Origin of the sequence: Singulisphaera chitinilytica (genome assembly GCF_049331405.1) — a bacterium.
Classification (GTDB): Bacteria; Planctomycetota; Planctomycetia; order Isosphaerales; family Isosphaeraceae; genus PoT.
The window spans coordinates 2,366,196-2,392,969 of sequence record NZ_CP186274.1 but is presented as its reverse complement, the minus strand read 5'-3'; the positions used below and the strand labels follow the sequence as shown (position 1 = coordinate 2,392,969).

The following is a 26,774-nucleotide window of genomic DNA, read 5'->3' as shown; positions in this document are numbered from 1 at the left end:
GGTGGCATCACGCACCGCGTCCATACATGGGGATTCTTCAGATGCGTCGCCGAGCTTTCACGCTGATCGAATTGCTGGTGGTGATCGCGATCATCGCAGTGCTCATCGCACTGCTCTTGCCCGCCGTCCAGGCGGCACGCGAGGCCGCGCGCCGAGCCCAATGCACCAACAACCTGAAACAGTTGGGCATTGCTATGCACAACTATCATTCGTCGAATAACTGTTTTCCCGTCGGATTCCTCTATCCGCAGAACACGACGGGCTTGCCCGTGCCGGCGTTGCACTACCGATGGTCGGTCCTGGCCCAGATGACCCCGTACCTGGAACAGACCAACGTCTACAACGCGTTGAACATGAACTTCCCGCTGGCCGCCGGCCCGGCCGGCGTCTACGGTGTCGGCCCGTGGACGGCGTTCATGGAAAACACGACCGTCACCGGGGCCAAGGTGAATTTCTTCCTCTGCCCCAGCGACGCCACCCCGCCGCCGACGACGATGCCCGGCGGGATCACGTCAGGGCCGAGCAACTACCAGTTCTCGACCGGCGACGGCTCGCCCGGCTCGGCAAATCCGGGGGATGCCGGCCTGACCGTCCCGGCCAATGGCGCGTTCGTGCTCGGGAAACCGCAGTCCATCGCGACGATCACCGACGGCTCGAGCAACACCATCGCGGGCTCCGAGCAGTTGCTCGGCACAGCAGGGGGCGGAGCCTCGACCCAATCGGGCGCGGCACTTCCTCGCGAGGTCCGACGTGCCGCGGCGATCGGGTCGACTCCGCTCTCCGATGCTGGATGTGCGTCGCCGACGGGCTGGCGTCTCGACAAGGGATTCGGCTGGTGGGACGGCGACTATCGTACGACCCTCTACAATCACTACCTCACTCCGAATTCCAGGCTGTTTGACTGCTGGCAGTCCAGCCCGCCCCACAACCCGGCGTGGAAGGCCGCCCGCAGCAATCATCCCGGCGGGGTCAACACCCTCTTCTGCGACGGGCATGTCGGCTTCGCCAAGGACTCGGTCAGCGTGACCGCCTGGCGTGCCCTCTCGACCCGCAACGGCGGTGAGGTTATTTCCGCCGATTCCTACTGATCCCTCGCACCGGAAGCTCGCCGCCAAGCCGGCGAGCTCTCCGGGAGGGCGGGACAATTCCCGGGTCGGCGGCCCTGACTTAACTGCCCGCGGGCAGGAGATATGCCCTTATTTTCCGATGGATCATATCAGAACCAACGCCGTTGTACGGCTCCTTTCGGCCTATCAGAGGCCACACCCCGCCAGCGATCGGCCACACCGGGCTCGGTCCTGGTCATCGTTGCGGATTCGATTTCCGTTTTGTGCTCCTGCTCGGCTCCAGCCGAGACCTGTTCTCCTTCCAATCTGTTAAGCCGCTGCCGGACGAGCCTCTCTCGAACCCGCGCCGTGACCGGCTTCGTCGCCATGATCGTCTCACGGTCCACCGCCCTCCCTGGCATCCCTTCCACCTTATTGGCCTCCCTCAATGACCGAATCTTCGCGGCGAGTTCCGCCGCCGGCGCGCCATCTTCCGGCGGATGCTCCGACAATGCGGCCTTGAGCTGATCTCGCAGCCCGCCCAACTCGCGTAGGAAGGGCTCATGGGCGAAGGGCCTGCCGAGTCGCTCCTCATAGTCTTTGAGCTGCCCTTCCGCGACGACCAAGTCTCTCCGTACATCCTTCGCTTCGGACTCATAGCCGCGGGCGAGACGCTCCAACGTGTTGAGGACGGCACGCGGGCCGGGATGGCCCTTGGCCATCGCTATTTGCCGTGTCGTGGCACCCTCGAGGTAGGCCTCCGGCACGCCGGTTGGGTGCGTGACGATGCCGAAGTCGAGGCCCCGATATTTACCCAGCGGATTGCGCCGTATTCCCAGCACGCCCTCCGGCAGTAGGCCGAGCCTGCGGCCAAGTACTTCCTCCGAAGGCAAGGGGCCGTCATCGAGTGCGGCCATGTCGGCGACCAGGGCCTCGATTCGCTGCTGGTATCGGCGGATTGCATCCGGCAATTCGCGCAGATTCTTTCGGGCGAGATACTGCTCGTCGCGGTGGTTCTTCGCCAGGATCGCCAGCCGCATTAGCTGGGCATCCGCCTCGGCGAGCGTGAGCACGGCCGGGTTGCCCGAGGCGATGGCCTTCACCTCGGCGTAGGAGAGCTCCTGATCGCAGACGTCCGCGGCCTTCCGCACGGCGGACTCCCCGGACATGACCTGGGCGATGAAGCGGGCCTTGGTCTCTAGGGCCTGCCACATGAAGGCGTCGAACGACCCCTCGGTCACGTAGCGGTAGATGGCCACCTCCTCATTCTGATTGCCCTGCCGGAGGATCCTGCCCTCGCGCTGCTCGACCTCGGCGGGCTTCCAGGGGGCGTCCAGGTGGTGCAGCGCCACGAGCCGCTTCTGGACGTTGGTGCCTGTCCCCATCTTCTGCGTCGAGCCGATGAGGATACGCACCGCCCCCGCCCGGACCTTCTCGAACAGGGCGGCCTTCTTGGCGTCGGTGTCGGCGTCGCCGATCGCCGCGATCTGATGGCGCGGGATGCCGAGCGCCATGAGCTTCTCGGCAAGGGCGTCGTAGGCCGAGAATGGGCTCGGGTTGACGCCCAGGTCGCAGAAAACCAGCTGCGTCCCGCGGATCGCCTCCGTCCTCCGCCAGACCTTGAAGGCATTCGCCGCGAGGGCATTGATCTTCGAGCCCGGGAAATCGTCCGTCCCCGCGAGCATCCGGCTGTCGAGGGCCAGCTTGCGGCCGTCCGTCGTGATCGCCAGGGCGTTGTCCTCGCGGGGATCGACCTTCGCATTCCTGATCCGCTCGTAACGCCTCACGAGGCCCGCCTGCAGCTCGGCCTGCTCGGGCGACATCGCGCAGGCGATCGTCAGCGGCTTGCCCCCCTCGAGCTTCGGCCTGGGCAGGTCGAGCTTATCGGCGGTCTGCACGTCGGCGAAGGCCCGGAACATCTGGATGAGTTCGGGAAGGTTCACGAAGCTGGCGAAGCGGGAACGCGGCTTGAGCGTCGCCCCGTCGGGCGAGATTTCCATGGTGTCTATGACCTCGCCGAAGGTCGCGGCCCACGCGTCGAAATGCTCGATGCCGCGGGACGTGAGCCCCTCGGGGTCGAGGAATCGCTGCAGGGTATAGAGCTCGACCATGGTGTTGGACATGGGGGTGCCGGTGGCGAAGGTGACGCCGCGGCCGCGATGCCGCTCGCCCAGGTAGCGTGCCTTCATGTAGAGGTCGAAGGCACGCTCCGATCCGCCCGTCTGGATGCCCGCGACGCGGTCCATTTTGGTGGGGGTCTCGAGGTTCTTGAAATAATGCGCCTCGTCGATGAAGAGCTGATCGACCCCGAGCTCGTCGAAGACGAGCCCGTCATCCTTCTTGTGTGCCGCCTGCAACTCCTTCAACCGCTCCTGCCTGGCGGCCTTCTGCTTCTCGATGGCCTTGATGATGTTGCGGCCCGCCGACGATTTGTCGATCAGCAGGCGCTCGTATTCCCTGATCTGATCGCGCAGGAACCGCTCCTGATACTCGCGGCTCATCGCGATCCGCTCGAAGCCGCCGTGAGTGGTGACGATGCCGTCCCAATCGTTTGCGGCGATCTTCGCGGTCAGCGCCTTGCGCCGCCCCCTCGTGAAATCGTCCTTGGACGCAAGCAGCAGCTTGGCGTCGGGGTAGAGCTGCATGAACTCGCGGGAGAACTGCTCCAGCATGTGATTGGGGACCGCGTAGAGCGGCTTCTGCACCAGCCCGGCCTGCTTCATCTTCATGCCGGCGGCGGCCATCTCGTAGGTCTTGCCGGCGCCGACCGCGTGGGCCAGGAGCGTGTTGCCGCCGGTCATGCAGCGCCAGACGGCATCGACCTGGTGGGCTTTGAGCGCGATCGCCCGGCTCATGCCGGGGAATGCGAGGTGCGAGCCGTCGAATATCCGGGGGCGGAGGTTGTTGTACGTGTCGTTATAGGCCCGCACCAGCCGTTCCGTGCGGCCGTGATCGGAGAAGATCCACGACTTGAAACGCTGCTTGATCAGCCGTTGCTTCTCTCTCGCCGCCTGCGTCTCATCGGGATTGAGGACGCGTTCGTCGCCGTCGGGGCCTCGCACCGTGTCATAGATGGCGGGAGTCTTGGCGTTGAGCGCGAGGTCCAAGAGCGACGTGCCGTTGATCCGGCCGGTGCCGTAATCGGAGGTCGCGGCCACGGAACCGACCGCGCGGTAGTCGGGCTCGACCGACCAGACGGCATCCTTGGCGAGATGGCTGATCCTGACGGCCTCGGCGGGCACGTTGAAGAGCTCCGCGGCGAAGGCCTGGATGTCCGCCTCGGGCACCCACGGCGCTCCGAGATTGGCGTCGATGTCGCCCGGGAGCACGTCCTCGGGCTGCACCGACTTCAGCGCCTCGGCGTTCCTCGCATAGTTGGGCCCGGCGGCCTCGGCGATGCGGAGCTTCTCGCGGACGTCGCCGGACAGATACGCATCGGCCGTCTGCCAGACCTTTGTCTTGGGATCGAGATAGATCAGGTCTTCGAGCTCGGCGGCAATCCTGCCCTCCGGCTTGCCGTACAGGCCGGAGATATAGCGAAGATCGATGCCGCCGGTGCGGTCGAGGGAGGCCAGCAGCCCCTCCTCGGCGGTTCGCACGCGGGTTATGGGCGGCCGCGGGCCCACCACGTCGCGCAGCAGGATCGGGGCCTTGCGGGCCTCCCCGGTGGATTCGTCGTATTCTTCGAGCGCCATGACCAGCATGGCATCCGGATCCTCCCGGAATTTCACGAGGTTGGGCATGCGGCGGACCGTCCCGCCGGCCTTGGTGGTGGTGAAGCTGGTCTTGTTGATCGGGCCGTGCCCGGCCACGAAGCGGTCATAGGCGGTGTTGAGGTCGCGTCGAGCCGCGTGCCTGTGCTCCTCGGGCCAGCCCTCGTTCTGGGATTGGAGGACGCGCCTGGCGAGGTCGCGCAGCCTGATGAGCGAGCCGACCTTGCGGGCCTGCGGGGTGCCGTCCGTCCGCAGGGTGGTGCCGCAATAGACAACCTGCCGGGCGTTGCCGTCTTCGAGCTGGCGGATGACGCGGTCATCGCCCACGAAGAAACTGCCCTCGGTGACGTGCAGGAGCGGCGGCGGGGCGACGAATGGCCGATCGGGAGGCAAGGACCTGGGTGGAGCGCCTGGCACACCCGGCTGCAGATGCGCCCTCTCGGGCACGCCGAGGCTTGCCCGCGGGAGCCGCCCGATCGCCTCTTCGAGCCGGGCGGAGAGGTCTCCTTCGCCCTTCACGCTGAAGCCCTCGCCGCCATAGAGCGTATCCTTGCGGCTCCATCGGCCCAGGACCATTTCGGGGTGGGCCAGGAAGTAGGAGTTGACGGGCACGGCTAGGCCATCGAGCGCGAGCGAGCCGGTCCCGATCCAATCGCCGGCATGCGCCGGTTCCTGGCCAGGCCCGCGCTTCCTCAGGAAGAGGATATCGGCAACGACGCTCGTTCCTTCCCGTTGGAAGGCGTCCGATGGCAGGCGGACGGCGCCCAGGAAATCGGCCTGGCCTGCCAGGAGCTCGCGGGCCCCGGCATTCTGCTTGTCGAGCGTGAAATGGCTGGTCACCACGGCCAGCACGCCGCCCGGCTTCAGCGCCTCCGCCGACTTGGCGATGAAGAAATCATGCAGGGAAAGGCGTCGCCCTCGGAAATCGAGCTTGATGTCGGCGAAGGGGACGTTGCCGATGACGGCGTCGAGCGGCGGCAGCCTGGTGTCGCGAAAATTCTCGATGCGGATGTCGTGATCGGGATGGAGGGCGCGGGCGATGCGACCCGAGACGGAGTCGAGTTCGACCCCGATGTAACGCCTGCCTGCCGGCCCTGCCGCCATGAAATGACCGGCCCCGCATCCGGGTTCGAGGACGAGCGCTCCCTCGCGTATGCCCAGGCGAGTGAGTGCCCCATGCATGGCCGACATGACCTCCTGGCTGGTGAAGAACTGGGAAAATGTTGCCCGCCTCGCGCCGTCATACTCCTCCTGTCTCAGGAGAGCGCGCAGCTCCTCGGCGAGCCCGCGGAAGCCCTCCTTGTATTCGCCGGTGATCGGATCGGGGAAGAGGCAGAGCGCGACCCCGCCGAAACCGCGGAAGCGAGCGAGGACGGCCCCCTGCTCGGCCGTGACCCCCCGGCCCTCGCGCTCGATGTCCCTCAAGGTGCGGATGGCGGCGAGGATGTCGCATGCTTTGGCCTTCTCGCCGGAGACGATGCCGGGAGGGTTACGCGGCACAGTCGCGGCGGGCGGTCCGAGGGAGTCCACCACTTTCGGATCGATCGGAGATGTTTCGGCAGGCCGGGGCGTGAAGTCGAAGAATCCTTGACCGCGGGCGGGCCGGGATTGGCGCCTGCGTCGAAGGTGATCGGACGAACGGTCGAAGGGGTAGGACATGCGGGCCGGGGCGCTGTTTCTAGCTGCATACGACGATTGGAGGTGTTGCGCAATCGCTAAATGCGAGGCCTATCTCCCTGCCCTCCCCGGCTCGCCCGTTAAATGGCCCGACGCTTGAGGCCCACGCACGCAAGATGCGATGACCGCGGCGAGGGATATCCACAGGCAGGACGCGTTAAGTAGGTTATAAATATATTTAAGTTAAACAGTTAGGCGTCCGATATCTCGTTGATAACATTCGGCAAATCGCCGATCCGTGCGCCTAATAGGCCGTGCTCTTGCGCCCAATGGGCCGTGCCGGATTGCGCCCAATAGGCCGAGTCGGTTGCGCCCAATAGGCCGTGCTAATTCACAGGCGGGAGGACGAGCCCCCTGCCCTCATCGCCGCCGGAAACCTGCGCCTAATAGGCCGTGCCGGGCCGGCAGGCGCCCTGGGGGGGCGCTCTCGGCCGATCCTTGCGCGATTTATGATCAAATTCAGGACCTTGCCGGGCGGCAGGCGCAGCGTGGGCCCACGCCTGGTCACGCGGGCGCGGCGAAAAAGGCCCGATTTGCGCCCAATAGGCCGAATCGCTAATCGGTCAAGGCGCTGAATTTCAAGGATTTCGCTACGATCCCTTCCCCGGTACGGCGCCGACGAGGCCGGGGGCTCTCGTAATGCGGATCGGTCGTCAGCAGCGTGTCGCGGCGGACGAAATGCAGGACTTCCTCCCCCTCCTCGTTCTTGTGGGTCAGGCAGGCATATTCGGGCAGGGCGTTCGACTCGACGACCTTGCGCACGTCGATGGCGAAGTCGGAAAAACGCGAGGCGGATCCGGACTTCTCGTAGAGCTGGCGCATGGTGAACTGCCAGCCCATCTCCTGGTGACCGGCATGCTTGCGGGCCACGCGGTAGAGCCAGCGCTCGATGCCCCCGGTGATCAGGAAATAGTCCTCGTGGATGGTGAGCACCCCGCCCTTCATGACGATGCCGTTGAAGAGCCAGTCGGGCAGGGTCAGGGTCATCCCCATCGTGTCCCCGGTCTGGTCGTCGTTGACCTCGGTCCAGCTCTCCAGCCAGTGGAAGGAGGCGGTCTTGTTCTTGCGGCCCTCGGCGCGGATATTGGTCCGCACCGCCGTGTGCGTGAGGCGTTCGAGCGCCGCGCGCAGCCGCTTATAATGCTCACCGCCGGTCGGCCTGCGGATCGATTTCAGGAGGTTGTGCGGGTGGAAGTGCAGCGTCCGGCTGGGCGAGAGCCCGCGATCGAGCGCCTCGGTGATCTGGGTGGAGGCCCAGATGAGGATGTCGGCGTCCCAGATGGTCGCCAGGCCGAATTTCGGATTGGCGCTCACCTCGACCCACACATCCCCGACATGGTATTCGATCGGGGCATAACGCGTCTTCTTGGCCAGGCTGAAGAAGGGACGCTCCATCGTGTCGCGCTGGTCTCGGATCGGTATGTCCGCGAAGCTCGCGGCGAATAGGTCGGGCTGGTGATCGCCCCGGGGCGGAAGACGTCTCGACATGGTATGCTTCTTCGTTGATTGGCTCAGGAGCCATGCCCCCGCCCCTCGCAGGATGCCGACGCGGGCGGGATGCTCGGGCTCCCGCCGACCTTAGACCTCCCGCCCTCATCATTCAAGGGAAACGTGAATCGATGGCAGGAGGTGTCCAGCAGGGGGCCGCCTTCGATGCGAAGGCCCGCTCAGGCCAGGTATCCGTTCGCGCGCAGCCAGGGTTCGATGGCTTCCTCCAGGATGTCCTGCAAGGTATTCGGCTCGACGCCCGCGAGCTGGCGTTCGAGCGATGCGCGCTTGAGGGCGGTGGCCAAGTCGGCACGCATGCGCGTACTGATCGGCACCCTCCCCTGCACGGGCGGGGCCGCGGGCAGCGGGGGCGTGGCCGGCGCAGTCTCCTGCGCGGCAGCCCCGCGGGCACCGTAGACGAATTCCTCCTCCTTCGCCTTGATCGGATCGGCGGCCTTGAGGCCGTCGGCGAGCGCACGTCGTTCAGCCATCCTTCCCCCCCGTCTCGAGCGCTTCCAGGACGCGAGCCTGCTTGCGTTGCCGGCCGCGGGCGGCGTCCGGCAATAGCTCGCGGAAGAGCTGTTGTATCTCGTCCGACGCCTCCTTGGCGCGGGTGCCCAATGCCCAGACGACCGCCCCCTGCCCCGGGGCATCGGCGTAGACCTGCCGCAAGATGAGCGGCGTCTCGGCCAGCGGCAGGCTGAGCATGGCGGCCGCCTCCTTCATGTCCTTGGTCAGGCGGTAGTTCTTGCCGACCATGCTAAGCACGATCACGGCTTCCGGGCGGCCTTGCCGGATGTCCTGGGCCTGGCGGAGCACCTCGGTGGCCTTGGCCAGGGCTCGGACCTCAAGCATGCTCGCCTTGCACGGCACGATCGCCAGGTCGGCCCTGAGCAGCAGGGCCCGGCTGGTCTCGGTGTTGCTGCCCGGGCCGTCGGCGACCACGTAATCGGCCTCCTGCTTGAGCGAGGGGAGTTCGTTGAGGATGTGATCCGGGTTGCCGAGCCGCACCGCCTTGACGCCGGGGGCGGATTCGGAGACCCATTCCGAGCTCGAATGCTGGGTGTCGCAATCGGCGAGGGTGACGCGATGGCCCTGCTTGTGCAGCCAGGCGGCCAGGTGTACGGCGAGCGTGGATTTCCCGACCCCGCCCTTCGAATTGGCGATTGCAATGATCATGAGAAGACCGTTAGAGGAAATCTTGCCATCATGCAAGACATATTTGCAGACAGGCAGATTGACGGAAGGCCATCCGGCGTGACTGACGGAAGGATGGCTGGAAAGACTTCCGGCCATCCGGCCAGACGGCTTTCAGGCATGAAAGCCGTCTAGAAAGAAAGCCTGCTGTTGCGCAAGCATGAAAGAAAGCTGTCAAGGCAGCATGGTCATTCCCAAGATTCGTCCGCCCGGCGGTGAGTACCCTTCCATTCGGCTTGCAAGATGTCAGGCCTGCCAGAAAGCCAGCAAGCCATCCGGACAGCAAGCCGGCTTTCAGGCTTGAAAGCCGGCAGGCCAGGAACCCAAGCGCAATGGTATCGGCGAGCCGTTCTCGTTGCGGCAGCCCGACCCTGGCGGCAAACCAGATGACAGGCAAGCCGGAAATCCGGCAAGCCATCCGGACAGCAATATGGCTTTCAAGCCTGAAAGTCAGCATGTTTTCCTGCTTTCAGGCTGGCCTTCAATCCGGGTGATTGAGCGGCTCAAGTCGCCTTCGGCACGCCGAAGGGCATCAGTCTGTAGATCCGCCAACCGCAGCAGCAGCCGGAAAAGCCGCGGGATTCGGCCTCGATCCGGGGGGGGGGGAGGGGCCATCGCCAAGGATCCGCTCGCAGCATGGGCAGTTGCCCCCGGCGTCCATTAATGCGTTGCGCAGACGCATGCACCAGAGTACAATAATCCAGATGATCTAGCCGGGAGGTCGGCCATGGAATGGCAAATGTCGGACGCGAAGAATCGGTTTAGTGAGATGCTGAACCGGGCATCGAGCCAGGGGCCGCAACGCGTGCGGCGTCGCGACGAAGTCTACGTCCTGATGAAGGAAGTGGGCTACGAGCGGGCCGTCGGCAAGCGGCATGGGTTCATGGAATTCCTGATGCAGGGGCCGGGCCTGGACGAACTGGGCCTGGTCCGGGACCAGAGCCCGATGCGCAACATCGAGTTGTGAAGCTCCTGCTCGACACCTGCGTGCTCTCCGAGCTGCAGAGGCCCGAGGCCTCGCCCGCGGTGGTCTCGCTACTTTCGTTGTTGCCCGAGGATCGGCTGTTCGTGAGCGTCATCACGCTGGGGGAGATCGTCAAGGGGATCGCACTGCTGGCGGAAGGTCGCCGAAAACGGCAGATCGGGAATTGGCACCTCGGTCTCTGCGCGGCATTCGCGGATCGCATCCTGCCGATCGACCGGGAGGCGGCGGAAATCTGGGGCGAGGGAACGGCGGCCGCACGGCGACGCGGGGTCGTACTGCCCGCCGCGGACGGGCTGATCGCCGCGTCGGCACTGCGGCACGAGCTGCACGTGGCCACGCGCAACACGGCGCATTTCGAGGCGGCCGGGATGATGGTGGTCGACCCATGGAGCCGCCCTACCGAGGCGTAATCCTGCGGCATTGCTTGAGACAGGCAAACCAAGGCCGATGCGTACTCCCCGGGCGGCATCCGCACCATATCCCAGCGGTTGAGTCAGGCGACTGGATGAGGCGAGTGGGGAGATGAGCCCGCGCCGGCGCGGGCTCGCCGTCTTCGGTCTCGAACTGAGCGAGATTGCCTCACGCCGGCGGGTGGATCGTGGAGGCTCGATGTCTCACGCCACGGCCCCTGATGTCTGGACTATTGCGTGATCACCGATGACGGCCGGTTCGACGGGATATGCTCTATCGTTCAAGATCCGAATCGCGATCCGATGAACGATATTTGCCCCGCCCTGCGGACTTGTCGAGCACGCTGTCGTAGTCGTCGGATTCGACCGGATCCGCCAGCTCTCCCGCCTGCTTCTCGTAGTAATCGTCGAGTTGGTCGACGCTGATTCCATAGCTATCTGCAATGTCCTCCAAGTACTGGGCGTTCTCTCCTTCGGTCAGGGGGAAGGCGAAGTCCTCATAGGGCGTATAAAACGGCTTCATCCAGCATACTTGGTCTGCGCCGGCGAGGACATTATCCTCAGTAATCGTCCTGTGCCGATCGTCGAATCCACTCCAATCCACTTTCGTGCCGAGGAGCGATCGCTTCTCCTCCCGCGACAGGTCCGGCCATTTGACGTCGGACGACGTGGCGGCAATCTCGGGAGCGGCCCCGGCTCCTCGCACATAGCTCGACGCGGTGAGCGAGGCGATCTGCTCGATCACCGCATAGATACGAACTCTGTCACGCATGATGGATGCTCCTGGGGTTTGCAGACATGTTCCACAGGAAATTATCCTCCTGCATCAAGCACCTCGGCCTATCTCCTGTGGAACATGAGCCAGCAATCCAGTCAATCCGGATGTCCCGAACCTCTTCCGAATCGGCTCACGAGCGTCGAGTCATCCGCCCGTGTTAGGGGAAGCACCCACGCAGGCTCGTCGCCCAGAATGGCTTGCTGGGGCGTGTCCGCCTCGATACCCTCGAACGTCGGTCGCATCTCGCGGTATAGATGCATGCGAAAGAGCGTCACGAAAGGCCCCCCTCCGGACGAAGGCAACCCCGACGCTTCTTGTCTCTCCGATAGGCGTTAAGGGCGGCGACCACGAGGCGAGCGGTGGCTTCTGCTACTGCCTCGTCATCCCAGAAGGGGATGACGAGGCTCGGGGCCGGCGAGCCGATGGCGTAGATGTCGAAGGTCTCGTCGCATCCATCGGAGCCTTTTGAATATCGGTAATGATTCTGCATCGTGTTCTCCGTCAGTGAGTCATGAAGATCAGGACCTCATCCTGGCCTGCTGCCCGGCTGGCGAAGCATGGGAGTGGGAGCGGAAAGCCTCGGAGCATGGGGAGGGGGATCACCCGGCCTGCACGCAGTGAAACGCAGGAAGGCCGGGGACACCCCGTGTTTAGCCGGAGGCGAGCGAAGCGAGGGGCTTGCAGCGGGAAGGGGGCGACGCCCCCTCCAAATGGCGGTGAGTCGACCGCAAGCCACATCATTTGCTCGTAAAGATGCGGTGCGAAGCTAATAATTGCCGAGGGTACGATGTCCGGGGCAGGGTGTGGCTGTTTCGAAGAACGCGACGGATCGGGCGAGGGTTGGTGGGCTGAAGAACGGGTGAGGGCCTCGAGAGGCGGCCGGGCTTTGCTGGGTCGAATCACCGAAGGGCCCTCGCCTGGTAGCCGGGAGTGCGAGTGCAATGCCTCTTACTACCGCCGAGTGGCCCCTCCCAATGCCGAATCAGTCGAGTTCGGCCCGGGTCAACTGCGGTTCGGGAGGCGTTCCTCCACCTCCGCCAGGAAAGGAATTATTGCAGCGATGCAATGGAGCCGCCGAGCTTGACTCGCGCGGAGTGCGTTTCAGCCTCGCCCTCCGGGAGGAGATCGCACGGGCGTAAATCACGGCGAACGCCAGGAGCCAGCACATGCAGAACATCGTTCCCACGGCCAGCGCGAGCCGAGCCATCTCCTCCCGATCCGCGAGCTTGCCAGCGATGAACACAACGTAGACGCCGAGCATGACGCCATGAATCACCTTCTGCGGGCGGATGGCCATGGGGCACCGAAATCCTTACCGGACAGCACGACGTCGTGGCCGAGGCTCGATCCTCCTCGCTGCCGCCCTGCCGGTCGCGTGGAGGCTAACGCAGCGGGGCTACGCCGCCCCACCGAGAGGACATTCGACAAGTTGGTGATCCGTTGCGGCGAGCGCCGCGACCTGCCGACCCGGAGGAGGCGAGGCGTCTCCCTCCTCCCGGGCCTCCGGCGTGTCACGATCAGGGCAAGTTGAGGGTAGAGAGGAAATCACTACCCCCGGCGCCCGCGCCCGCACCGTCGAGCGCCTGGCCGAGGAGGTTGACGATGCCAATCGCGTGGACGGAGAGGCGCACGCTGCCCGACAGTCGTGGGCGGCGGGCCAGGACCAGAGTGATGCTACGCGTCCGCGGGTTGTAGGCTTCCCCGAGGATCCGGCCGGGTTGGTTGTAGGAGCCGTCAACCCCCTGCCCCGCCACGGAGATGGCCGATCGAAGCCGCGCCGGCCTGGCCACGATGCGCTGGTCGAGCATCAGCACGATGCGAATCGCGCCGTTGCGAGCCCGCAGCACGCGTACTCCGACGATCTGCGGCGGCGTCCGCGCAAAGCCGGGCGGCAAGGAGGTGCCGCCGGGGCCGGCGTCACCGGCCTGACCGGCTTCGACGGCGCCACGGGCGTGGATGGCTGGGCCGTCGGCGAGGTCGGTGCGGTGGGCGGAGCGGGCGTGGAAGGCGGGGAGGATGGCGGCGTGGAATTACCGGGATCCGCCGTTAGCAGGCGCGCCACCGCGAATCTCGCCGAGGCCTGGATGCCTCCCCCCGAGAGCGACGCATATCCTGCCACGACGAGCTTGCCGTCGGGGGACAGGGCGACGGCATTCGCCTCATCGTCATCGTCGGACAAGCTCGACGTCCCCAAATCGAAGGGGATCATCCTCTCGCCCCGATCCGCGAAGCCCGCGTCGAGCGACCCGTCCGCATCGAGGCGGATCACGCCGAAATCGGCATGCGGCGCACCCACCTGCCCCGCCACGAGGATCTTGCCGTCCGACGCGATGACCACGCCATTGGCCCCCGCCCTCAGGAACCCTAACGAGGCCGGGAATTGCAGCACGTACTTGCCGGTCTGATTGAAGGACATATCGAGATCGCCCGAGGGAGTCAGCCGTGCCACCCCGTAACCGTTGCCCGCCGAGCCGGCCACGACGATCGCCCCGTTCGGTTGCAGGGTCATGGCATTGGCGGCATCGGCCGGCTGAGAACCGGCACTGAGCGCGACGGTCTGGACGCCTGCATTGCCGAAGCTCGCATCCAGCATGCCTTGTGCGTTAATCCTCGCCAGGGCGAAGACGCTGCTGCCGAGCCCCGTCGCGTGCGCCCCGGCCAGCACGATGGCGCCGTCGGCTTGAATGGCCACGGCATGCGCCACGTCCTGCGCGGGGCCGGAGGCAAGGCCCACGGTTTGCTCGCCGTCCTGGCCGAATCCGGGATCGGGCACGCCGGCCGATGTGAGCCTGGCCACCGCGAACAGGGTGCCTCCCGACCCTGAACCAGTCTGCGCCTCGCCTGCCAGGACGATCTTGCCGTCGGGCTGAAGGGCGGCCGCATAAGCCCTGGCATTGCCCGGAAAGGCGATGGTCTGCCGGCCGCCATTGCCGAAGCTCGCATCGAGTTGCCCATTTGCCAGCAGGCGCACCGCGGCGAACGCCGACTGCCCGAAATCTCCGGCGGCCGACCCCGCCACGACGATCCGCCCGTCGGCCTGGACCAGGACGCTCTCGGCGTCGGCAGCGGACTGGGACTGGCCGCCGTAGGCGACCGGGACGGTCGCGATGCCGCCCTGGCCGAACCCCGGATCGAGCGTCCCATCCGAATCCAGGCGAGCCACGGCGAAAACGGTTTCGGAGCCAACGGTGGCCGTCCCGGCGAGGACGATCTTGCCGTCGGATTGCACGGCAACCGCGTGCGCGACATCGTTCGTGGGCGCGCCGCCGGTCCCGACCGAGCCGACCTGGATGGCTTCCTTGCCCGTCCCGTTGAAGATGAGGTCGAGATCGCCCGCCGCGCAGGCGATCCGCCCTTCCAGCGATTCGAGGGCTAGAGCCCTATTGCGTTTCAGCCGCCTTCGGCTCCCTCCGGCCGCCGGGATCCGGCTACCGGCCGCTCTCTCCGGGCATTGGTCCTGCGATTTCATCGTCCCACCTTCTTCGGTAAGCGAGAGTCCATGGACTGATCCCGGGCAACGACGCCTCGGGTGACGGTTGTCGAGGGGCGGGGCATCGAATGGGCGTTCGATGACGTCTTTTCGCTTGCACAACACCGCGATATCGTGACATGATCTTATGCAGGATAAAGGACATTATCCTGTATCGGAGGGGGGGCCTGCGGATGTGCGAGATGCTTGAGACGAAGGGAGGGGAAGTCGACCCGGCCAAACAGCAGGGGAATAGCTGCTGGCTCCCGACCATCGTCACGAGGGCCGGGGAGAAGGCGGGCAGGCGATTCGTGGAATTCTTCACCGCCAATATCCGGAACGCGAACACGCGTCGGGCCTACGCGCGAGCGGTGGGGAAGTTCTTCACTTGGTGCGAGGATCGCGGCCTCGAGCTTCGCGAAGTCGAGCCCGTCACGGTGGCGGCCTATGTCGAGCAGCATCCGGGCTCGAAACCCAGCGTGAAGCAGTGCCTGTCGGCGATCCGCATGCTGTTCGACTGGCTGGTGACGGGCCAGATCATGCCGTTCAACCCGGCGGCCTCCGTGCGAGGGCCCCGGTACGCGATCAGGAGAGGCCTGACGCCGGTCCTGACGGCCGGCGAGGCGCGGCGACTGCTCGACAGCATCGAGACGACCACGATCATCGGATTGCGCGACCGTGCCCTGATCGCGGTGATGGCCTTCAGCTTCGCCCGCATCGGCGCCGTGCTGGGCATGCGGATGGAGGATTACTTCGTCGAGGCGGGGGAAGTCTGGTTCCGGCTGCATGAGAAGGGAGGCAAGCTCCATTGCGTGCCGGCGCATCCCATGGCCGCGGTTTACATGGACGCCTACCTCGCCGCCGCCGGGATGGGGGACGACTGGAAGGGCCCCCTGTTCCGCACGGTCGGCCGAGACCATGTGCTGACGCCGAGGGCGATGGCGTCGAACGACTCTCTCAAGATGATCAAGCGCCGCGCCAGGGCCGCGGCGCTCCCGAGGACGACCTGCAATCACACCTTTCGCGCCACGGGGATCACGATGTACCTGAACAACGGCGGCAGGCTCGAACGGGCGCAGGAACTCGCCGCCCACGAGGACATCAAGACGACGAAGCTCTACGATCGCCGCCGTGAAAAGAGCATGATGAAGGAGGTGAGGAGGATTTCGATTTGAGATGCAGACATGGGCAATCTGCTACGGATAATGTCCTTTATCCTGCATTAGAGCTTAACCAGTTACGCCTCGCGTCGGCAAGATCAGCCCATGGACTACCAGGGAATCGAGTGCCGAGGGGAGGTCCCGGCGAACAAATCGCGGTGATGGGTACCGCTGGCGCTGCTGGAAACGACAACCGGAAGGTCCTCGCCGAGCGCTCCGAACCACTGAAAGGAATCAGACCATGACGCTATACCACGTCCATCTCTACCGCGAAATGCGGATCACCTTCGAGGGCATCGAGGCCGAGACGCCCCAGTCCGCCGCAGCGATCGCCCGGCGCATGTCCGCCGGCGAGGCCGTGGCCATCGAGGAGTGCGGCGGCGAGAATCTAGCCGCATTAATTGGCGAGGCCGGGGATGATGCGTTCGAGCGAGCCGTGTCCATCGACTTCTCGGCCGAGCGGCTGCGGGGGGCGGTCCCCGATATCTCGGATTGGGCCCGCGGGGTTGGCGCCGCGCTGGAGTCCACGGGATGCGTCCCTGACCGACTCTATGTCGCGGCGATCCTGCTGCTTTCGATGCTGGGGGACGCCGAATCCGGCGTCGACCCCGGACGCTCCGACATGAGGTAATCGGTCTCCGAGATGGCGGTGAACGCGGCAAAGGATCAGGAGATCCTTTCAGGTGAGGGGAGGGCGCTGTGGCCCTCCCCCGGTTGATCATGCGGCCTTCCGGGACTTCCTGGCCCCGGCCGGCTTCGGCTCCTGCTCGGATCCGCCGAGTTGCATCCCGGCGGGCAACCATTTCTTGAGCTTCTCGGCCTGCTCCGGCGTCCGCCCGTATGACGTGGGGTCGGCGAAGGCCCGCTCGAGCTGCTCGGCAAGCTCGGCCTTCTTATCCTTCGCCCTGGAATGCGCCCACGGGTCGCCGAAGATCTCACGACCGAGCGCCAGAAGCTGCTCGCGGGTGATGCGGCCGAGATAGTTCGCCGTGGTCGGCCGCCAGTAGGTTTCCATGCGCGCATCGGTCAGCGACAATGCCAGCTCGCACGCGGAGGCCTCGTTGCCGGTGGCCAGCTGCGGCTTCAGGCCCAGGGCCACGCCATAAGCCAGCAGGTCGAGCTTGTCGCCTTCCGCGAGTCCGATGAACGCCTGGAACTGTTCGGCTTCCGTCCTTGGCTTCAGCCACCCCAGCGGCAAGCCCGCCTTGACGGTTTCCAATTCCTCTGCGGCTCGCGTCGGCTCCTCGACGCCGGGGCGATGCATTCGCAGTTGCAAGTCCAGCGGGTGGGAGCACCCCCGGTCAAACACCGAACGGGTGACGGTGAAGGCCAGCAGATCGAGGGCAATCAGACGGTGCCTGGCGACCGCCAGCTGGGACGCTTCGAGGCGGCAGGCTTCGAGATGACGCGTGAGTGCCCCCGGGGTACCCGCGGCTTTCGTTGGACGCTCATCGCCGGCGGCCAGCAGCCTGCGGTCCTCCCGCCTGACCAGCCCCCTCTCGACGGCCAGCGTGCCATCGAAGCGGATCGAGACATAGCAGCCGGCGGCCCGCATCTCCTGCGGGTCGTAGGCCACGTGCGACGCTATCCGCTCTTCGATGCCGAAGAGCTTCGACCCGGCGGCATCCAGGGCATCGGTCGGCGTGTCCGATCCCGTCTCCTCGAGGGCCTGCTCGATCTCCGACAGCTCGGCCTCCGCCTGCGATTTCAGGGCCAGCAGCTCCGCCGGCACGCCCACCGGCTGCGGATAGATGCGTCCGCAACGGTGAATGACGCTCCAATCGCAGTCGATGCTGGCCTCGGCCCATTTCCAGCCTTCGGTTTCCAGCTGCAGGCGGGCGGCTTCGAGCTTCGCTATAGCCAGGCGGTGCAGAAGTTGTGCGTCCTCGAGATAGACACGCTCGCCGAACAGGTCGCCCCGCGAGGTGCCGCCGGCGTCATGGTAGGCATCCGGCCCGACGAAGACGGCGAGCTTGCTATTGGCCTCGGCCATCTCGCCGGTGAGCGCCGCCCGAATCTGCGCGGCATCGGGCCGCTGCCACGGCTCCAGCGACCGGTAGACCTCCCATTGCTTCTTGCGGTCATCGGTGATGGCGAACGCCATCAGGCAGTCGAGCGTCAGGCCGCCGTCGCGGTAGACCTTGAGCAGCTTGGGCGACAGCTTGCCGAGCCTGAGCCGCTGCTCGACATGCCGGGAGGTGACGCCGAAACGCTCGGCGACCAGCTCGACGCTCGCACCGCCGTCGATCAGCCTGGCGAACGCCTCGAACTCGTCGGCCGGGTGCATGGCCAGCCGGACCGTGTTCTCGGCCAGGCTCAGCTCCAGTGCGTGCTCGTCTCCGGCGATCCGGCAAGGGACGGCGTGATCCGCCGGGAGCTTGCCCTCCCGCTGCAAGGCCCGCAGCGCGGCCAGACGTCGGCCCCCGGCGATGACGCGATACCGGCCCTTCCCCGCCTCGGTGACGACCAGGTTGTGCATCAGGCCGTGCGATTCGATGGAGGCTTTCAAGTCCTCCGTGGCGGCCCTGGCCACGGTCCGCCTCGCATTTCGCGGGGAGGGGTCGAGCCGGTTGACTTCAAGCATTGTATTTTTCATAAACAATCTCCTTTTGGTTTGATTTGAGTTCGGGGCGGGCGGCACCCGCCCCGGTTTGCTCAGTAGTCCATGGGCATGAGCACCGTGGTGACCGAGCGGTCGGCTTCGGTGATGATCCAAAACCGCTTGTCGCCCGAGCGATAGACCGACAGCAGCCGGAATCCTTCCCTCAGGGACAATTCGTTCTCCTCGCTGTCTTCCCGGCAGATGTCGCCCCAGTCGCCTTGGACGTGACGGCTCAGGCCCTGCTGCACGTCCACCGGGTCGAGCTGGGCGTGGGCATTGGCGGTAATGACGATCTCGCCGGGGGAGAATTTCGCGAGGCTTAATGCGATGATAAGAGCTTCCATAAACATTCTTTCGATGAGACGTTGATACGAATTGCGGGCGGGCCGAGGCCCGCCCGCGGGCCTTAGGCGTCGTCGCTGTTGGCTTCCTGCCGGGCCTTGCGGGACTTGGCATCGGCCTGCATCTGCTTGCCGATCCAGCTATGGGCCTGGTCGAGCAATTTGGCCATCGGCAGGAGGTCATCGAAGCCCAGGCTGTCGGTCTCCTTCCAGGTCTCGTCGCCCTTCTTGTACGAGCGGCTGGGGTTCACGGAGTACCAGACGCCCTTCTCGCTGCTGTTGCGCCAGATGGTGACCGAGAGGTTGCCGAAGCGGATCTTATGTGCCGGTGATGACATAGTGATATTCCTTTCCTTGAATTTGGGCCCGACCATCGGGCCTTACGGGAGCGATCCATCGGCCGCTCAAGACGGGCCCTAGCCCACCGGCCCCATCGCGGGGCCGGTGCCCGATGCAATGGGAAAAACGGAAGGTTCACACCCCTGAGAACAAATTTTCGTGAAAGCCGTTTTTCCCGTTGCGGCGGGCGGATGCGGCCGTAGGTTCGCGTGAGTTAGGCCGTGGGCGGGGCGGATTCGGCGGGACAAGGAAGGCCCAGAATCGCCCGGCAGGGATCAGACAGCCCGGTCCTCACCCGCGGTATCGGTGGGCGGCGGACTTCGCAGGGAGGTGGCATGCCAGTTATGACGAGGGGCTTGCGCGAACCGGTGCGCCGAATGCTCCGCGGCTGCATCCGGAAGCCGGTCAATCGAATAGACCGGTAGCAGATTTGCAAAAAATAACACGTAATGATTGACGACAAGGATCATTGCCCGAATAATCACGCATGCTTCGCATCCAGCCCATCGCCAGCGCCAAAGATGCCGAATCCTATTACGCACACTCGGACGGCGGCTATTACCTCAAGCCCGAGGATGTCGACCGCCGCTGGTTAGGCAAGGGCGCCAAGGAATTGGGCCTGGCCGATGGCCCGGACTTCGAGCAATTCAAGCGGCTGCTGCATGGCCTCGACCCGCATACCGGCGAGCAGCTCACCGCCCGCCTGAACGAGGATCGGCTCGCCGGCTGGGACGTCAATGTGCACTGCCCCAAGGGGGTGACGACCGCGGCGGAGTGCGGCGACACGCGCATCGCGACCGCCCTGTGGGCGGCGGCGGAGGCCACGATCGCCGACATGGAGGCCTACGCCACGACGCGCGTGCGCAAGGATAACCGCCAGGAAGACCGGCGCGTCGGCAACCTGGTGGGCTTCGGACTGGCGCATTACGAGACGCGGCCGACCAAGGATGACCGCATGCCCGATTGGCATCGGCATCTGCATCTCGTCATATTCAACCTGTGCAGGGACGAGGTGGAGGGCGAGTGGAAGGCGGTCAAATTCCGGCCGATCATGGACCTGCGCAAGTATTTCGACCGTCGGTTCAACCTGCATTTCTCGCAAGGCGTGGCCGACCTGGGCTATGAGATCGAAACCTGCTGGAAGTCCGACGGCAAGGGCGGCAGGAGCTACCAGGGCTGGGACATCAAGGGGATACCGGGCGAGGTGATCGAGCGTTTCTCGCGGCGTACTCAGGAGATCGACGCGCTGGAGTCGGAGATCGTGGGCGAGATCAGGCGGCGCGATCCGGACGCCCCCGCGACGCTCAGCGCCGTGGCGAAGGACAAGCTCGGCGGTACCTCCAGGCTCCACAAGCGCAAGGACCTGTCGCTGGGAGATTACCGCAGCTACTGGCTTTCACGCCTCACGCCGCAGGAGAAGGACGCCATCGGCAACACGATCATACAGGCGTCGCGGGGCCTGAACCCCAGGCCGCTGGCGAGGGTAGGGACATCGGTGCAATACGCCATCGACCATGTGTTCAATCGCAGGAGCGTGGTCGACCGTCACGACTTCGCCGTCGCCGCGATGGAACGCTGCATGGGGGCGGGGCGGGCCGATGACATCATGCCCGCGGCCGTGCGGCAAGGGCTGCTCGTCAAGGGGGATGATACCACCACGAGAGAGGTGTTGGCCGAGTCCGAGCGGATCGTGGGGTTCGCCCGCCAATCGCGCGGCTGCTGGAAGCCCCTGGGCGACCCTGACGCCGATCGCTCGGCCTTGCTGGCGGGCCTCTCGGACGAGCAGGCGGCCGTGGTCCGTCACATCTGGGAATCGCGCGACCAGGTCATCCTGGTACGCGGCGCGCCCGGGACGGGCAAGACCCGGACCCTACGCCCCGCGCTGGCCGGCATCGGCAAGCCGGGCATACTGATCGCCCCTTCGGCCGACGCGTCTCGCTCCACGCTGCGCAAGGAAGGCTTCGAAGAGGCGGATACCGTCGCCCGCTTCCTGATCGACGACGGCTTCGCCGAGAAGGCCCGCGACGGATACGTCGTGGTCGACGAGGCGGGCATGGTCTCCAGCCCGCAGGCCGACGGCATCTTCCGCAAGGCGGCCAGGCTCAATGCCCGCGTCATCCTCGTGGGCGACCGCAAGCAGCACGGCAGCGTCGAGCGGGGGACGGTGCTCCACGACCTGGAGACGTTCGCGGGCCTTCCCGTGCCCCAACTCACCAGGATCTATCGTCAGACGCATGAGGGTTACAATCGGGGAGTGTCGCAGATCGAGCGGGGTGATTTCGGCGCGGCCTGCGAGACGTTCGACGGCCTGGGCTGGCTCACCCAGGCGGACGGCCATGCCCCGCTGATCGACCGCTATCTCGAGGCGATCGACGAGAAGCGGGCCGACGGCAAGCCCAAATCCGTGCTCGTCATCTGCCCCACCCATGCCGAGGGCGACGAACTCACCGCGGGCCTGCGGCGGCGCCTCAAGGAACGCGGCCTCATCTCGGGCGAGGATGTGGCCTTGGGGACGCTGAAGTCGGCCGACTGGACCCCGGCCGAGCGCGGCGACTGGGGGCGCTACGACGGCAGCGAGGTCATCCAGTTTCACCAGAATTCCGGGGCGTTTCGCAAGGGCAGCCGTGTGTCGATCGAGGAGCTGCGGGCGGCGAATTTCCGCTGCAAGCCCGAACATTTCGGGGTCTATATACGCCAGGATCGACTATTCGCCGTAGGCGACGCCGTGCGGGCGACGGCGGGCGGCGTCTTCAAGGGGAGCAAGCGGCGATTCGACAACGGTTTCATATTCAAGATCGACGGATTCACCGAGGGCGGTGATTTGCGGCTGACGGGCGGGCGCATCATCGACCGGCAGTTCGGGCATTTCAGGCATGCCTGGGTCCACACCAGCCCCTCGACGCAGAGCAAGTCCGAGGACGTCGTGCTCGTCGCTATGAATCGCCGCTCGGCCGGGGCCATCGGCGCCGAGCAGGCGCTGGTTTCGGCGTCGCGCGGCCGCGAGGAGGGGAGGATCTTCACCGACATGCCGCTCGCCGATTTCATCGCCGCGGCCATCCGCATGAACGAGCGCAAATCGGCCTATGCCCTGTTCTCCTCCCGGGAAGTGCCTGTCGAGCCCCCCAAAATACGCCAAACGAAACTGGCTACGTTTATCAAACGCGTTACTGGCACATATCGCTACTTGCGCAACAAGGCGGCCGAGGCTATAAGCGAGCCCATCCGCTGGAAGGAGACGGCCCATGCCCGCTGAGTCCTGGGAAGACGTTCTGGATCGTACGCGTCGACCGGCGGTGCCTGCCACGGAAGGCGAGGGGAGGCATCAAGGGGCCGAGCAGGACGCGCTCCTGCCATCCCAATCTGACCCGTATAAGGCGGCCGGATCGCCCTTCAAAGGCTCGCTCACGCGGCTGGCCTGCGTCATGGGCAAGGAGGGATTCCAGACGGGGGGCAAGGCGTACCGTTTCTTCCAGTATGTCCATCTGGATTCGGACTCCGAATTCGGCTTCTCCAAGGACGGCCAGTACTTCACGCTACGCTTCGCCGGCCTGGCGCCGGTGCTGATCACCGTGCGCGGGAGGAACTTGCTGCGCATCTGCGACCAGATCCAGCTGCACAAAATCCCCTGGATTCGCCTAGCCGATCGAGATTTCTTCGCTGCTGATGGAGGGCCGAACGACCAGCCGGTCATCACAGAGATCCGGGTCGACGTGATCGCAATTTGAGCAACTCAAGCGGCCATTTGCTCATAAAGTACGACAAGATGCAGGCGATATCGAAAACCGGAGACCACTTTTGAGTCGAGGAGTCTGATTAGCCGAGCGGTTGGGCTTCCGGCCAACTGTCGAACCTACAAAGTTTCAGCTTATGGTTATTCAGTTCAATGTACTGTTAAAGGAAAGATGGCCAGCAAGATCACTTTCTAAATCCGGTCTCTGGCTTTGAACTATCTCGCCGGAACATCCTCGGTGCATAACCTTTAGAAGGAGTTTTTGCTTCGGGCGCCACTGGGGCGAATTCACCACCATCACACATTGTTCCAACTCTCGCCCCAACAACTGTATGGCCGCCAATCATAACGTCACCATCGACCACAGCATCCTCGACTACTTTAGCATTTCCACAAACAATAGCGTTTCCGCTGACCCAGCAGGCACCAAAATGAGACAAATTGGACTCTTTGAGAATATAACCACCGTAATCACCCGCTCGCACAAGATTATCGCCACAGCCAAAGGTTATTAAGGCACGTATGCGATAGACTCGGCTTTCGTCCGGCAATGTAATGTGGTCATTCGTAAGTTCGTATTTCTTCTCTACTGTCATAAACCTACTTGTAGAATCGATTAAATTTACAGCAGACGCTTGAACAATTCGACAAACCTACCGTGGCTTTTCGAGATAACACGGACCTCACTTTGGAAAGGCGCGAACAGCGACGCAGCTTCATGCCCGTTCGAGATGACGACGACTTGGTCAAAATCATCATTGATACCCCTTTCCCTAAGCCATTGATACAAGTCGAAGCCTCCCTCAGTCTGCTTGACGCCATCTTTAGCTTTGAACATAACATCAAGAATTAGAATATGGAAGAACTTTTCCGGGGTTCTGCCTTTTAAATAGACATGGTCGAACCAGTCCTGAAATTCGTCGAGATGACACTTCACCACATTTGTGATCCGAAGTGAGACGGGTGGATTAGAAGCGGCGACTGCTTCCTCCAACCAGTTGCGAAGGAACTTTGGCGTCGACGGGTCATCCTCAACGATTAAAATTCGCCGCTCATTCGAGGCCATGGCTCGTAACCTTTCACTGCTGGCAGCAGGGTAAGTAAAGAGTGAACTCGATTGCCAAGTATCGCTCATCGCTTTCGACAGCATGCGAGGACCCTACCAAATTACCCTTTCGGTATCCATTTGGCGATACTTCGCACGGAACTCGGTGCCAATCGGCTAAACGTCTGACAAGTCGGAGCCCTATTCCTGTAGATTCGGTTTGTCGCCACGGCACAGGATGATTCATTGGGAGACCGCTTCCAAGAGAACGTTCAACCTTGATAAGCCTATCTGCGTCGCTTGCTAGAATCCAATTCGTAACGCTAACAACCAAGTTTCGCTTATCTATCAAAGAGCTAACAATAACTTTAGTTCCAGCCGAGGAATTTTCCCAAGCATTTTTTAAAAGATTGAATAAACAGACGGTCAGGCACGATTCCCAGACAGCTGCTTCGAGTTCTTCGGAGATATTGACAACTATCTCATCGTCTGCTGAGCCATCACCGCGTACTTCAGCCCACGCTTGATCTATCGACAATCTGGCACACCGATGTATTCCGATGAGTTGCTTGCTCTGATGGAATACCTCATCTAGAGTAGGGGGACCTGTTCGGCAATGAACACTGATTGTGTGCCCCCAAAAATCAATTATATTATTATAATGCAAATACATATCATTACTTACGAACTTTTCAACATCTACGAGTCCTGCTCGGATCCTGTTGAGCGCACTGATCCCATCGTGCTTGAGGCCGTTAATACAGGTCGAAAAATCTAGCATCTCACGTCGCGCAAACAACATGCCTATTTGAGTAGCAAGCACGTGAACGAGTTTTCCATAGACAGCCGGAATTATATCGTAGCGGTCCGAAAGAATTACGAAAGCTCCGTAAGTGTTGCCGGCATACTGTATGCGGCTCCCCAAAGCGCATTTTATCTCTGAACCGAGCCGGTGATACGCGTCACTACGTTCGGCATAATCTAGATCATTAATAAACACATAATCTCGCTCGCAATGGAGTATGAAATTTGTTAACGAACCGCCAATCTCAAGCTCGCCGGGTAACTCCAAAGAGGGGCGTATGTTGTTCCGAATCACTTCGCTACGAAACCGAACAGGAAGAGGGCTATATGCGCCCTGCGTCGTGACACTGAATAGGTTAAGGACAAATACTTTGCCCTCGTTCGGAAAAAATGCCTCTATGGTCTCATTCAAGATTTTCTTAAAGTCGGGTGCCGTACGTTCATCGGCCAAGGGTGGTGGCGAATCAAGACGAAAGATCGTAACTTTCTCGAGATCTTTGACCAACTTTTTTGATATAATTTCATGTTTAAGAGAAATGATTTTTGGCCCGATGCAACGGTCAGCGATTCTCGACAACAGCACTTCCTCGCGAGGGCCAATTATCTCGTCGCCTTGCTTGTTAATAAATCTAATCACGCCAATAACACGAGGATCTCCGTGGCTTTCATTTGCCGCGTGTACAATTGGCTTGTGAATAGGGACAATTAGAAGCGACCGAATCTGATCAAGTGGAGTTATTTTTTTTGCCCATGAGAGTTTGTTCGGGTCTTCCTCGTAAGCTCGCAGTTGCCGTGCAAAGGTTGGATCATGGGTGTCAAAGCTAAGTCTTAGCGGATTTCTCGTCCGCCAAACCCAAGGAGTAAGCCCCCTGCCGTCTTCCGAAGGCTCTGCGGACCACGGTCTCGGCTGAATTCTCTTTCGATAAAACTCTTTATTGACGTCCTTGCTGTTGTGAGAAGAGCCCCGAAGAATGAGGAATTCCCCATCTTCGCGGATCTCCGTAGAGGAATAGAACTTCAGAGTGTCTCTCGAAACAATAAAAATGTCAGACGCTTCATAATCAAATGGCAAAAGTGTCCTTAGATGATTTGTGCAATAATCATACAAATGCTCGTATGATGAGCACGAAAAAATGGCTCTTCCGGCCTCTTCGAGCGGGCTGTTTACATCCAGAGATCTAAGACTCTCTAGATAAGGGGTCGCCACATTAGCCAACAGCTGGAATTCCATCAACTTTTCGTGCAGGACCGAGGGCAATGCCTCGTTTGCTTTCAGCCGATTTATACTGAGAGAGCAAGATAATTTGCCAAGTGCGCGGCTCGCCATGCGAAGAGGAACATCCACCCAAGGCGAACGTTCGACGCCGCGCCCTAGATATGCATCGCACCCATCATCTGTAAGTATGCGAAACCAAACCTGGTCATCATGTTTTGAATGTTGAGCAGAAACATCGGCTAATTGATCGATTTGGAAAACGATGAAATGCGCTGTTGGCTCGTCAACTACGTCAAAATATCCATTTACTTGATAATGCTCAAATGGTGATCGTTTTTTCTTTATGCGTCCCAGGCGTATTTGAGTGGAAGTGTAATCGTCATGGCCATAACAGTCTACACTCACAAGCTGATCTTCGCCATGACGAACTCGATGCCTATAGTAACGTATCGATTTAATAGGTATCGATTTTTTCTTTGCCATATCGAACAGATGCGACAAGATTTCCGCTGTCGTGTTGCTTCCAATCAAGCTGTTTAGAAAAGCGATATCCATTGTAGTCCTGGTTTTTGATTGAGTCTCGTTCACTGGTGCAATAATAAAAGTAGAACTGCCGTACAAGGCCTTCGCAAGGGGATTCGGCTATGAAGTTTCAATGAAGGCTGGCAAAGGCTTGGAAGAACAACCTTTATTTTATCATCTGTGATGTTGCTGAATTGAATTGCGTGATTACAATTCTAGGCCACGTCTTCGCCAGACTAAACCCTATCAGCC

Annotated in this window: 23 protein-coding genes; 7 read left to right on the top strand and 16 right to left on the bottom strand. The window is 62.7% G+C overall.

Annotated elements, in window-relative coordinates; all coding sequences use genetic code 11:
- The first annotated feature begins 41 nt into the window (after window positions 1-41).
- Window positions 42-1,088 carry a DUF1559 domain-containing protein gene (locus ACOYYX_RS09640; RefSeq protein WP_422929712.1) on the top strand — a complete coding sequence of 349 codons (1,047 nt, stop codon included), beginning with the start codon at window positions 42-44 and terminating at the stop codon, window positions 1,086-1,088.
- 128 nt (window positions 1,089-1,216) lie between these two features.
- On the opposite strand, the gene ACOYYX_RS09635 is transcribed toward ACOYYX_RS09640, so the two are convergent.
- From ACOYYX_RS09635 to ACOYYX_RS09615, 5 genes are all read right to left on the bottom strand, one after another.
- Window positions 1,217-6,289 carry a DEAD/DEAH box helicase family protein gene (locus tag ACOYYX_RS09635; protein ID WP_422929711.1) on the bottom strand — a complete coding sequence of 1,691 codons (5,073 nt, stop codon included), beginning with the start codon at window positions 6,287-6,289 and terminating at the stop codon, window positions 1,217-1,219.
- 702 nt (window positions 6,290-6,991) lie between these two features.
- Window positions 6,992-7,924: a replication initiator protein A gene (locus tag ACOYYX_RS09630; RefSeq protein WP_422929710.1), complete on the bottom strand. Its 933-nt coding sequence runs from the start codon at window positions 7,922-7,924 to the stop codon at window positions 6,992-6,994.
- Between the two features lie 179 nt (window positions 7,925-8,103).
- On the bottom strand, window positions 8,104-8,415 hold the full coding sequence (locus tag ACOYYX_RS09625; RefSeq protein WP_422929709.1) for a hypothetical protein: 312 nt from the start codon (window positions 8,413-8,415) through the stop codon (window positions 8,104-8,106).
- Complete coding sequence (locus ACOYYX_RS09620; RefSeq protein WP_422929708.1) at window positions 8,408-9,103, bottom strand: AAA family ATPase; 696 nt, start codon at window positions 9,101-9,103, stop codon at window positions 8,408-8,410. Before ACOYYX_RS09620 ends, ACOYYX_RS09625 begins: the two co-directional genes overlap by 8 nt.
- Window positions 9,104-9,131: 28 nt before the next feature.
- Window positions 9,132-9,578, bottom strand: coding sequence for a hypothetical protein (locus tag ACOYYX_RS09615; protein WP_422929707.1), 447 nt, complete (start codon window positions 9,576-9,578; stop codon window positions 9,132-9,134).
- 270 nt (window positions 9,579-9,848) lie between these two features.
- On the opposite strand from ACOYYX_RS09615, the gene ACOYYX_RS09610 reads away from it, so the two are divergent.
- Together ACOYYX_RS09610 and ACOYYX_RS09605 are read left to right on the top strand one after the other, a co-directional pair.
- Window positions 9,849-10,088: a type II toxin-antitoxin system prevent-host-death family antitoxin gene (locus tag ACOYYX_RS09610; protein ID WP_422929706.1), complete on the top strand. Its 240-nt coding sequence runs from the start codon at window positions 9,849-9,851 to the stop codon at window positions 10,086-10,088.
- Complete coding sequence (locus ACOYYX_RS09605; protein ID WP_422929705.1) at window positions 10,085-10,516, top strand: type II toxin-antitoxin system VapC family toxin; 432 nt, start codon at window positions 10,085-10,087, stop codon at window positions 10,514-10,516. The genes ACOYYX_RS09610 and ACOYYX_RS09605 overlap by 4 nt, the downstream gene beginning before the upstream one ends.
- A 274-nt stretch (window positions 10,517-10,790) precedes the next feature.
- Here the strand turns inward: ACOYYX_RS09605 and ACOYYX_RS09600 are convergent, their stop codons facing one another.
- The 5 genes from ACOYYX_RS09600 to ACOYYX_RS09580 form a co-directional block, all read right to left on the bottom strand.
- Window positions 10,791-11,261, bottom strand: coding sequence for a hypothetical protein (locus ACOYYX_RS09600; RefSeq protein ID WP_422929704.1), 471 nt, complete (start codon window positions 11,259-11,261; stop codon window positions 10,791-10,793).
- A gap of 304 nt (window positions 11,262-11,565) precedes the next feature.
- Window positions 11,566-11,784, bottom strand: a complete 219-nt coding sequence (locus tag ACOYYX_RS09595) for a hypothetical protein (protein WP_422929703.1) — start codon at window positions 11,782-11,784, stop codon at window positions 11,566-11,568.
- A 492-nt stretch (window positions 11,785-12,276) separates the two neighbouring features.
- Window positions 12,277-12,591 carry a hypothetical protein gene (locus tag ACOYYX_RS09590; protein WP_422929702.1) on the bottom strand — a complete coding sequence of 105 codons (315 nt, stop codon included), beginning with the start codon at window positions 12,589-12,591 and terminating at the stop codon, window positions 12,277-12,279.
- A 220-nt stretch (window positions 12,592-12,811) separates the two neighbouring features.
- Window positions 12,812-13,141, bottom strand: coding sequence for a hypothetical protein (locus ACOYYX_RS09585; RefSeq protein ID WP_422929701.1), 330 nt, complete (start codon window positions 13,139-13,141; stop codon window positions 12,812-12,814).
- A complete protein-coding gene (locus ACOYYX_RS09580) occupies window positions 13,102-14,763 on the bottom strand; it encodes a hypothetical protein (RefSeq protein WP_422929700.1) in 1,662 nt (553 codons plus the stop codon). The genes ACOYYX_RS09585 and ACOYYX_RS09580 overlap by 40 nt, the downstream gene beginning before the upstream one ends.
- A gap of 203 nt (window positions 14,764-14,966) precedes the next feature.
- On the opposite strand from ACOYYX_RS09580, the gene ACOYYX_RS09575 reads away from it, so the two are divergent.
- Together ACOYYX_RS09575 and ACOYYX_RS09570 are read left to right on the top strand one after the other, a co-directional pair.
- Window positions 14,967-15,938, top strand: a complete 972-nt coding sequence (locus ACOYYX_RS09575; protein WP_422929699.1) for a tyrosine-type recombinase/integrase — start codon at window positions 14,967-14,969, stop codon at window positions 15,936-15,938.
- A gap of 226 nt (window positions 15,939-16,164) precedes the next feature.
- Complete coding sequence (locus tag ACOYYX_RS09570) at window positions 16,165-16,554, top strand: hypothetical protein (protein ID WP_422929698.1); 390 nt, start codon at window positions 16,165-16,167, stop codon at window positions 16,552-16,554.
- A gap of 87 nt (window positions 16,555-16,641) precedes the next feature.
- Here the strand turns inward: ACOYYX_RS09570 and ACOYYX_RS09565 are convergent, their stop codons facing one another.
- The 3 genes from ACOYYX_RS09565 to ACOYYX_RS09555 all read right to left on the bottom strand — a co-directional run bounded on the left by ACOYYX_RS09565 (window position 16,642) and on the right by ACOYYX_RS09555 (window position 19,204).
- Window positions 16,642-18,507, bottom strand: coding sequence for a ParB N-terminal domain-containing protein (locus ACOYYX_RS09565; protein WP_422929697.1), 1,866 nt, complete (start codon window positions 18,505-18,507; stop codon window positions 16,642-16,644).
- Window positions 18,508-18,578: 71 nt separating this feature from the next.
- Window positions 18,579-18,869, bottom strand: a complete 291-nt coding sequence (locus ACOYYX_RS09560) for a hypothetical protein (protein ID WP_422929696.1) — start codon at window positions 18,867-18,869, stop codon at window positions 18,579-18,581.
- Window positions 18,870-18,931: 62 nt separating this feature from the next.
- Entirely contained in the window at window positions 18,932-19,204 is a 273-nt protein-coding gene (locus tag ACOYYX_RS09555; RefSeq protein WP_422929695.1) for a hypothetical protein, read from the bottom strand.
- 488 nt (window positions 19,205-19,692) lie between these two features.
- Between ACOYYX_RS09555 and mobF the strand changes: the two genes are divergently transcribed.
- Both mobF and ACOYYX_RS09545 read left to right on the top strand, forming a co-directional pair.
- A complete protein-coding gene (gene mobF / locus ACOYYX_RS09550; RefSeq protein WP_422929694.1) occupies window positions 19,693-22,458 on the top strand; it encodes a MobF family relaxase in 2,766 nt (921 codons plus the stop codon).
- On the top strand, window positions 22,448-22,930 hold the full coding sequence (locus ACOYYX_RS09545) for a hypothetical protein (RefSeq protein WP_422929693.1): 483 nt from the start codon (window positions 22,448-22,450) through the stop codon (window positions 22,928-22,930). Before mobF ends, ACOYYX_RS09545 begins: the two co-directional genes overlap by 11 nt.
- Window positions 22,931-23,120: 190 nt before the next feature.
- Here the strand turns inward: ACOYYX_RS09545 and ACOYYX_RS09540 are convergent, their stop codons facing one another.
- Genes ACOYYX_RS09540 through ACOYYX_RS09530 form a run of 3 tightly spaced genes read right to left on the bottom strand, consistent with a single transcriptional unit; the run spans window position 23,121 to window position 26,555 of the window.
- Window positions 23,121-23,531 (bottom strand): hypothetical protein, encoded by a 411-nt coding sequence (locus tag ACOYYX_RS09540; protein WP_422929692.1) that lies wholly within the window; start codon window positions 23,529-23,531, stop codon window positions 23,121-23,123.
- A gap of 26 nt (window positions 23,532-23,557) precedes the next feature.
- Window positions 23,558-24,001, bottom strand: a complete 444-nt coding sequence (locus ACOYYX_RS09535) for a hypothetical protein (RefSeq protein ID WP_422929691.1) — start codon at window positions 23,999-24,001, stop codon at window positions 23,558-23,560.
- 13 nt (window positions 24,002-24,014) lie between these two features.
- On the bottom strand, window positions 24,015-26,555 hold the full coding sequence (locus ACOYYX_RS09530; RefSeq protein WP_422929690.1) for a hypothetical protein: 2,541 nt from the start codon (window positions 26,553-26,555) through the stop codon (window positions 24,015-24,017).
- Window positions 26,556-26,774 lie beyond the last annotated feature (219 nt).

Bases quoted from the DNA above. Each gene is read 5' to 3' on its own strand.
- ACOYYX_RS09640 (WP_422929712.1), top strand. From the start codon at position 42: ATGCGTCGCCGAGCTTTCACGCTGATCGAATTGCTGGTGGTGATCGCG.
- ACOYYX_RS09630 (WP_422929710.1), bottom strand. From the start codon at position 7,924: ATGTCGAGACGTCTTCCGCCCCGGGGCGATCACCAGCCCGACCTATTC.
- ACOYYX_RS09625 (WP_422929709.1), bottom strand. From the start codon at position 8,415: ATGGCTGAACGACGTGCGCTCGCCGACGGCCTCAAGGCCGCCGATCCG.
- ACOYYX_RS09620 (WP_422929708.1), bottom strand. From the start codon at position 9,103: ATGATCATTGCAATCGCCAATTCGAAGGGCGGGGTCGGGAAATCCACG.
- ACOYYX_RS09615 (WP_422929707.1), bottom strand. From the start codon at position 9,578: ATGCTGACTTTCAGGCTTGAAAGCCATATTGCTGTCCGGATGGCTTGC.
- ACOYYX_RS09610 (WP_422929706.1), top strand. From the start codon at position 9,849: ATGGAATGGCAAATGTCGGACGCGAAGAATCGGTTTAGTGAGATGCTG.
- ACOYYX_RS09595 (WP_422929703.1), bottom strand. From the start codon at position 11,784: ATGCAGAATCATTACCGATATTCAAAAGGCTCCGATGGATGCGACGAG.
- ACOYYX_RS09590 (WP_422929702.1), bottom strand. From the start codon at position 12,591: ATGGCCATCCGCCCGCAGAAGGTGATTCATGGCGTCATGCTCGGCGTC.
- ACOYYX_RS09580 (WP_422929700.1), bottom strand. From the start codon at position 14,763: ATGAAATCGCAGGACCAATGCCCGGAGAGAGCGGCCGGTAGCCGGATC.
- ACOYYX_RS09575 (WP_422929699.1), top strand. From the start codon at position 14,967: ATGCTTGAGACGAAGGGAGGGGAAGTCGACCCGGCCAAACAGCAGGGG.
- ACOYYX_RS09570 (WP_422929698.1), top strand. From the start codon at position 16,165: ATGACGCTATACCACGTCCATCTCTACCGCGAAATGCGGATCACCTTC.
- ACOYYX_RS09565 (WP_422929697.1), bottom strand. From the start codon at position 18,507: ATGCTTGAAGTCAACCGGCTCGACCCCTCCCCGCGAAATGCGAGGCGG.
- ACOYYX_RS09560 (WP_422929696.1), bottom strand. From the start codon at position 18,869: ATGGAAGCTCTTATCATCGCATTAAGCCTCGCGAAATTCTCCCCCGGC.
- ACOYYX_RS09555 (WP_422929695.1), bottom strand. From the start codon at position 19,204: ATGTCATCACCGGCACATAAGATCCGCTTCGGCAACCTCTCGGTCACC.
- mobF (WP_422929694.1), top strand. From the start codon at position 19,693: ATGCTTCGCATCCAGCCCATCGCCAGCGCCAAAGATGCCGAATCCTAT.
- ACOYYX_RS09545 (WP_422929693.1), top strand. From the start codon at position 22,448: ATGCCCGCTGAGTCCTGGGAAGACGTTCTGGATCGTACGCGTCGACCG.
- ACOYYX_RS09540 (WP_422929692.1), bottom strand. From the start codon at position 23,531: ATGACAGTAGAGAAGAAATACGAACTTACGAATGACCACATTACATTG.
- ACOYYX_RS09535 (WP_422929691.1), bottom strand. From the start codon at position 24,001: ATGGCCTCGAATGAGCGGCGAATTTTAATCGTTGAGGATGACCCGTCG.
- ACOYYX_RS09530 (WP_422929690.1), bottom strand. From the start codon at position 26,555: ATGGATATCGCTTTTCTAAACAGCTTGATTGGAAGCAACACGACAGCG.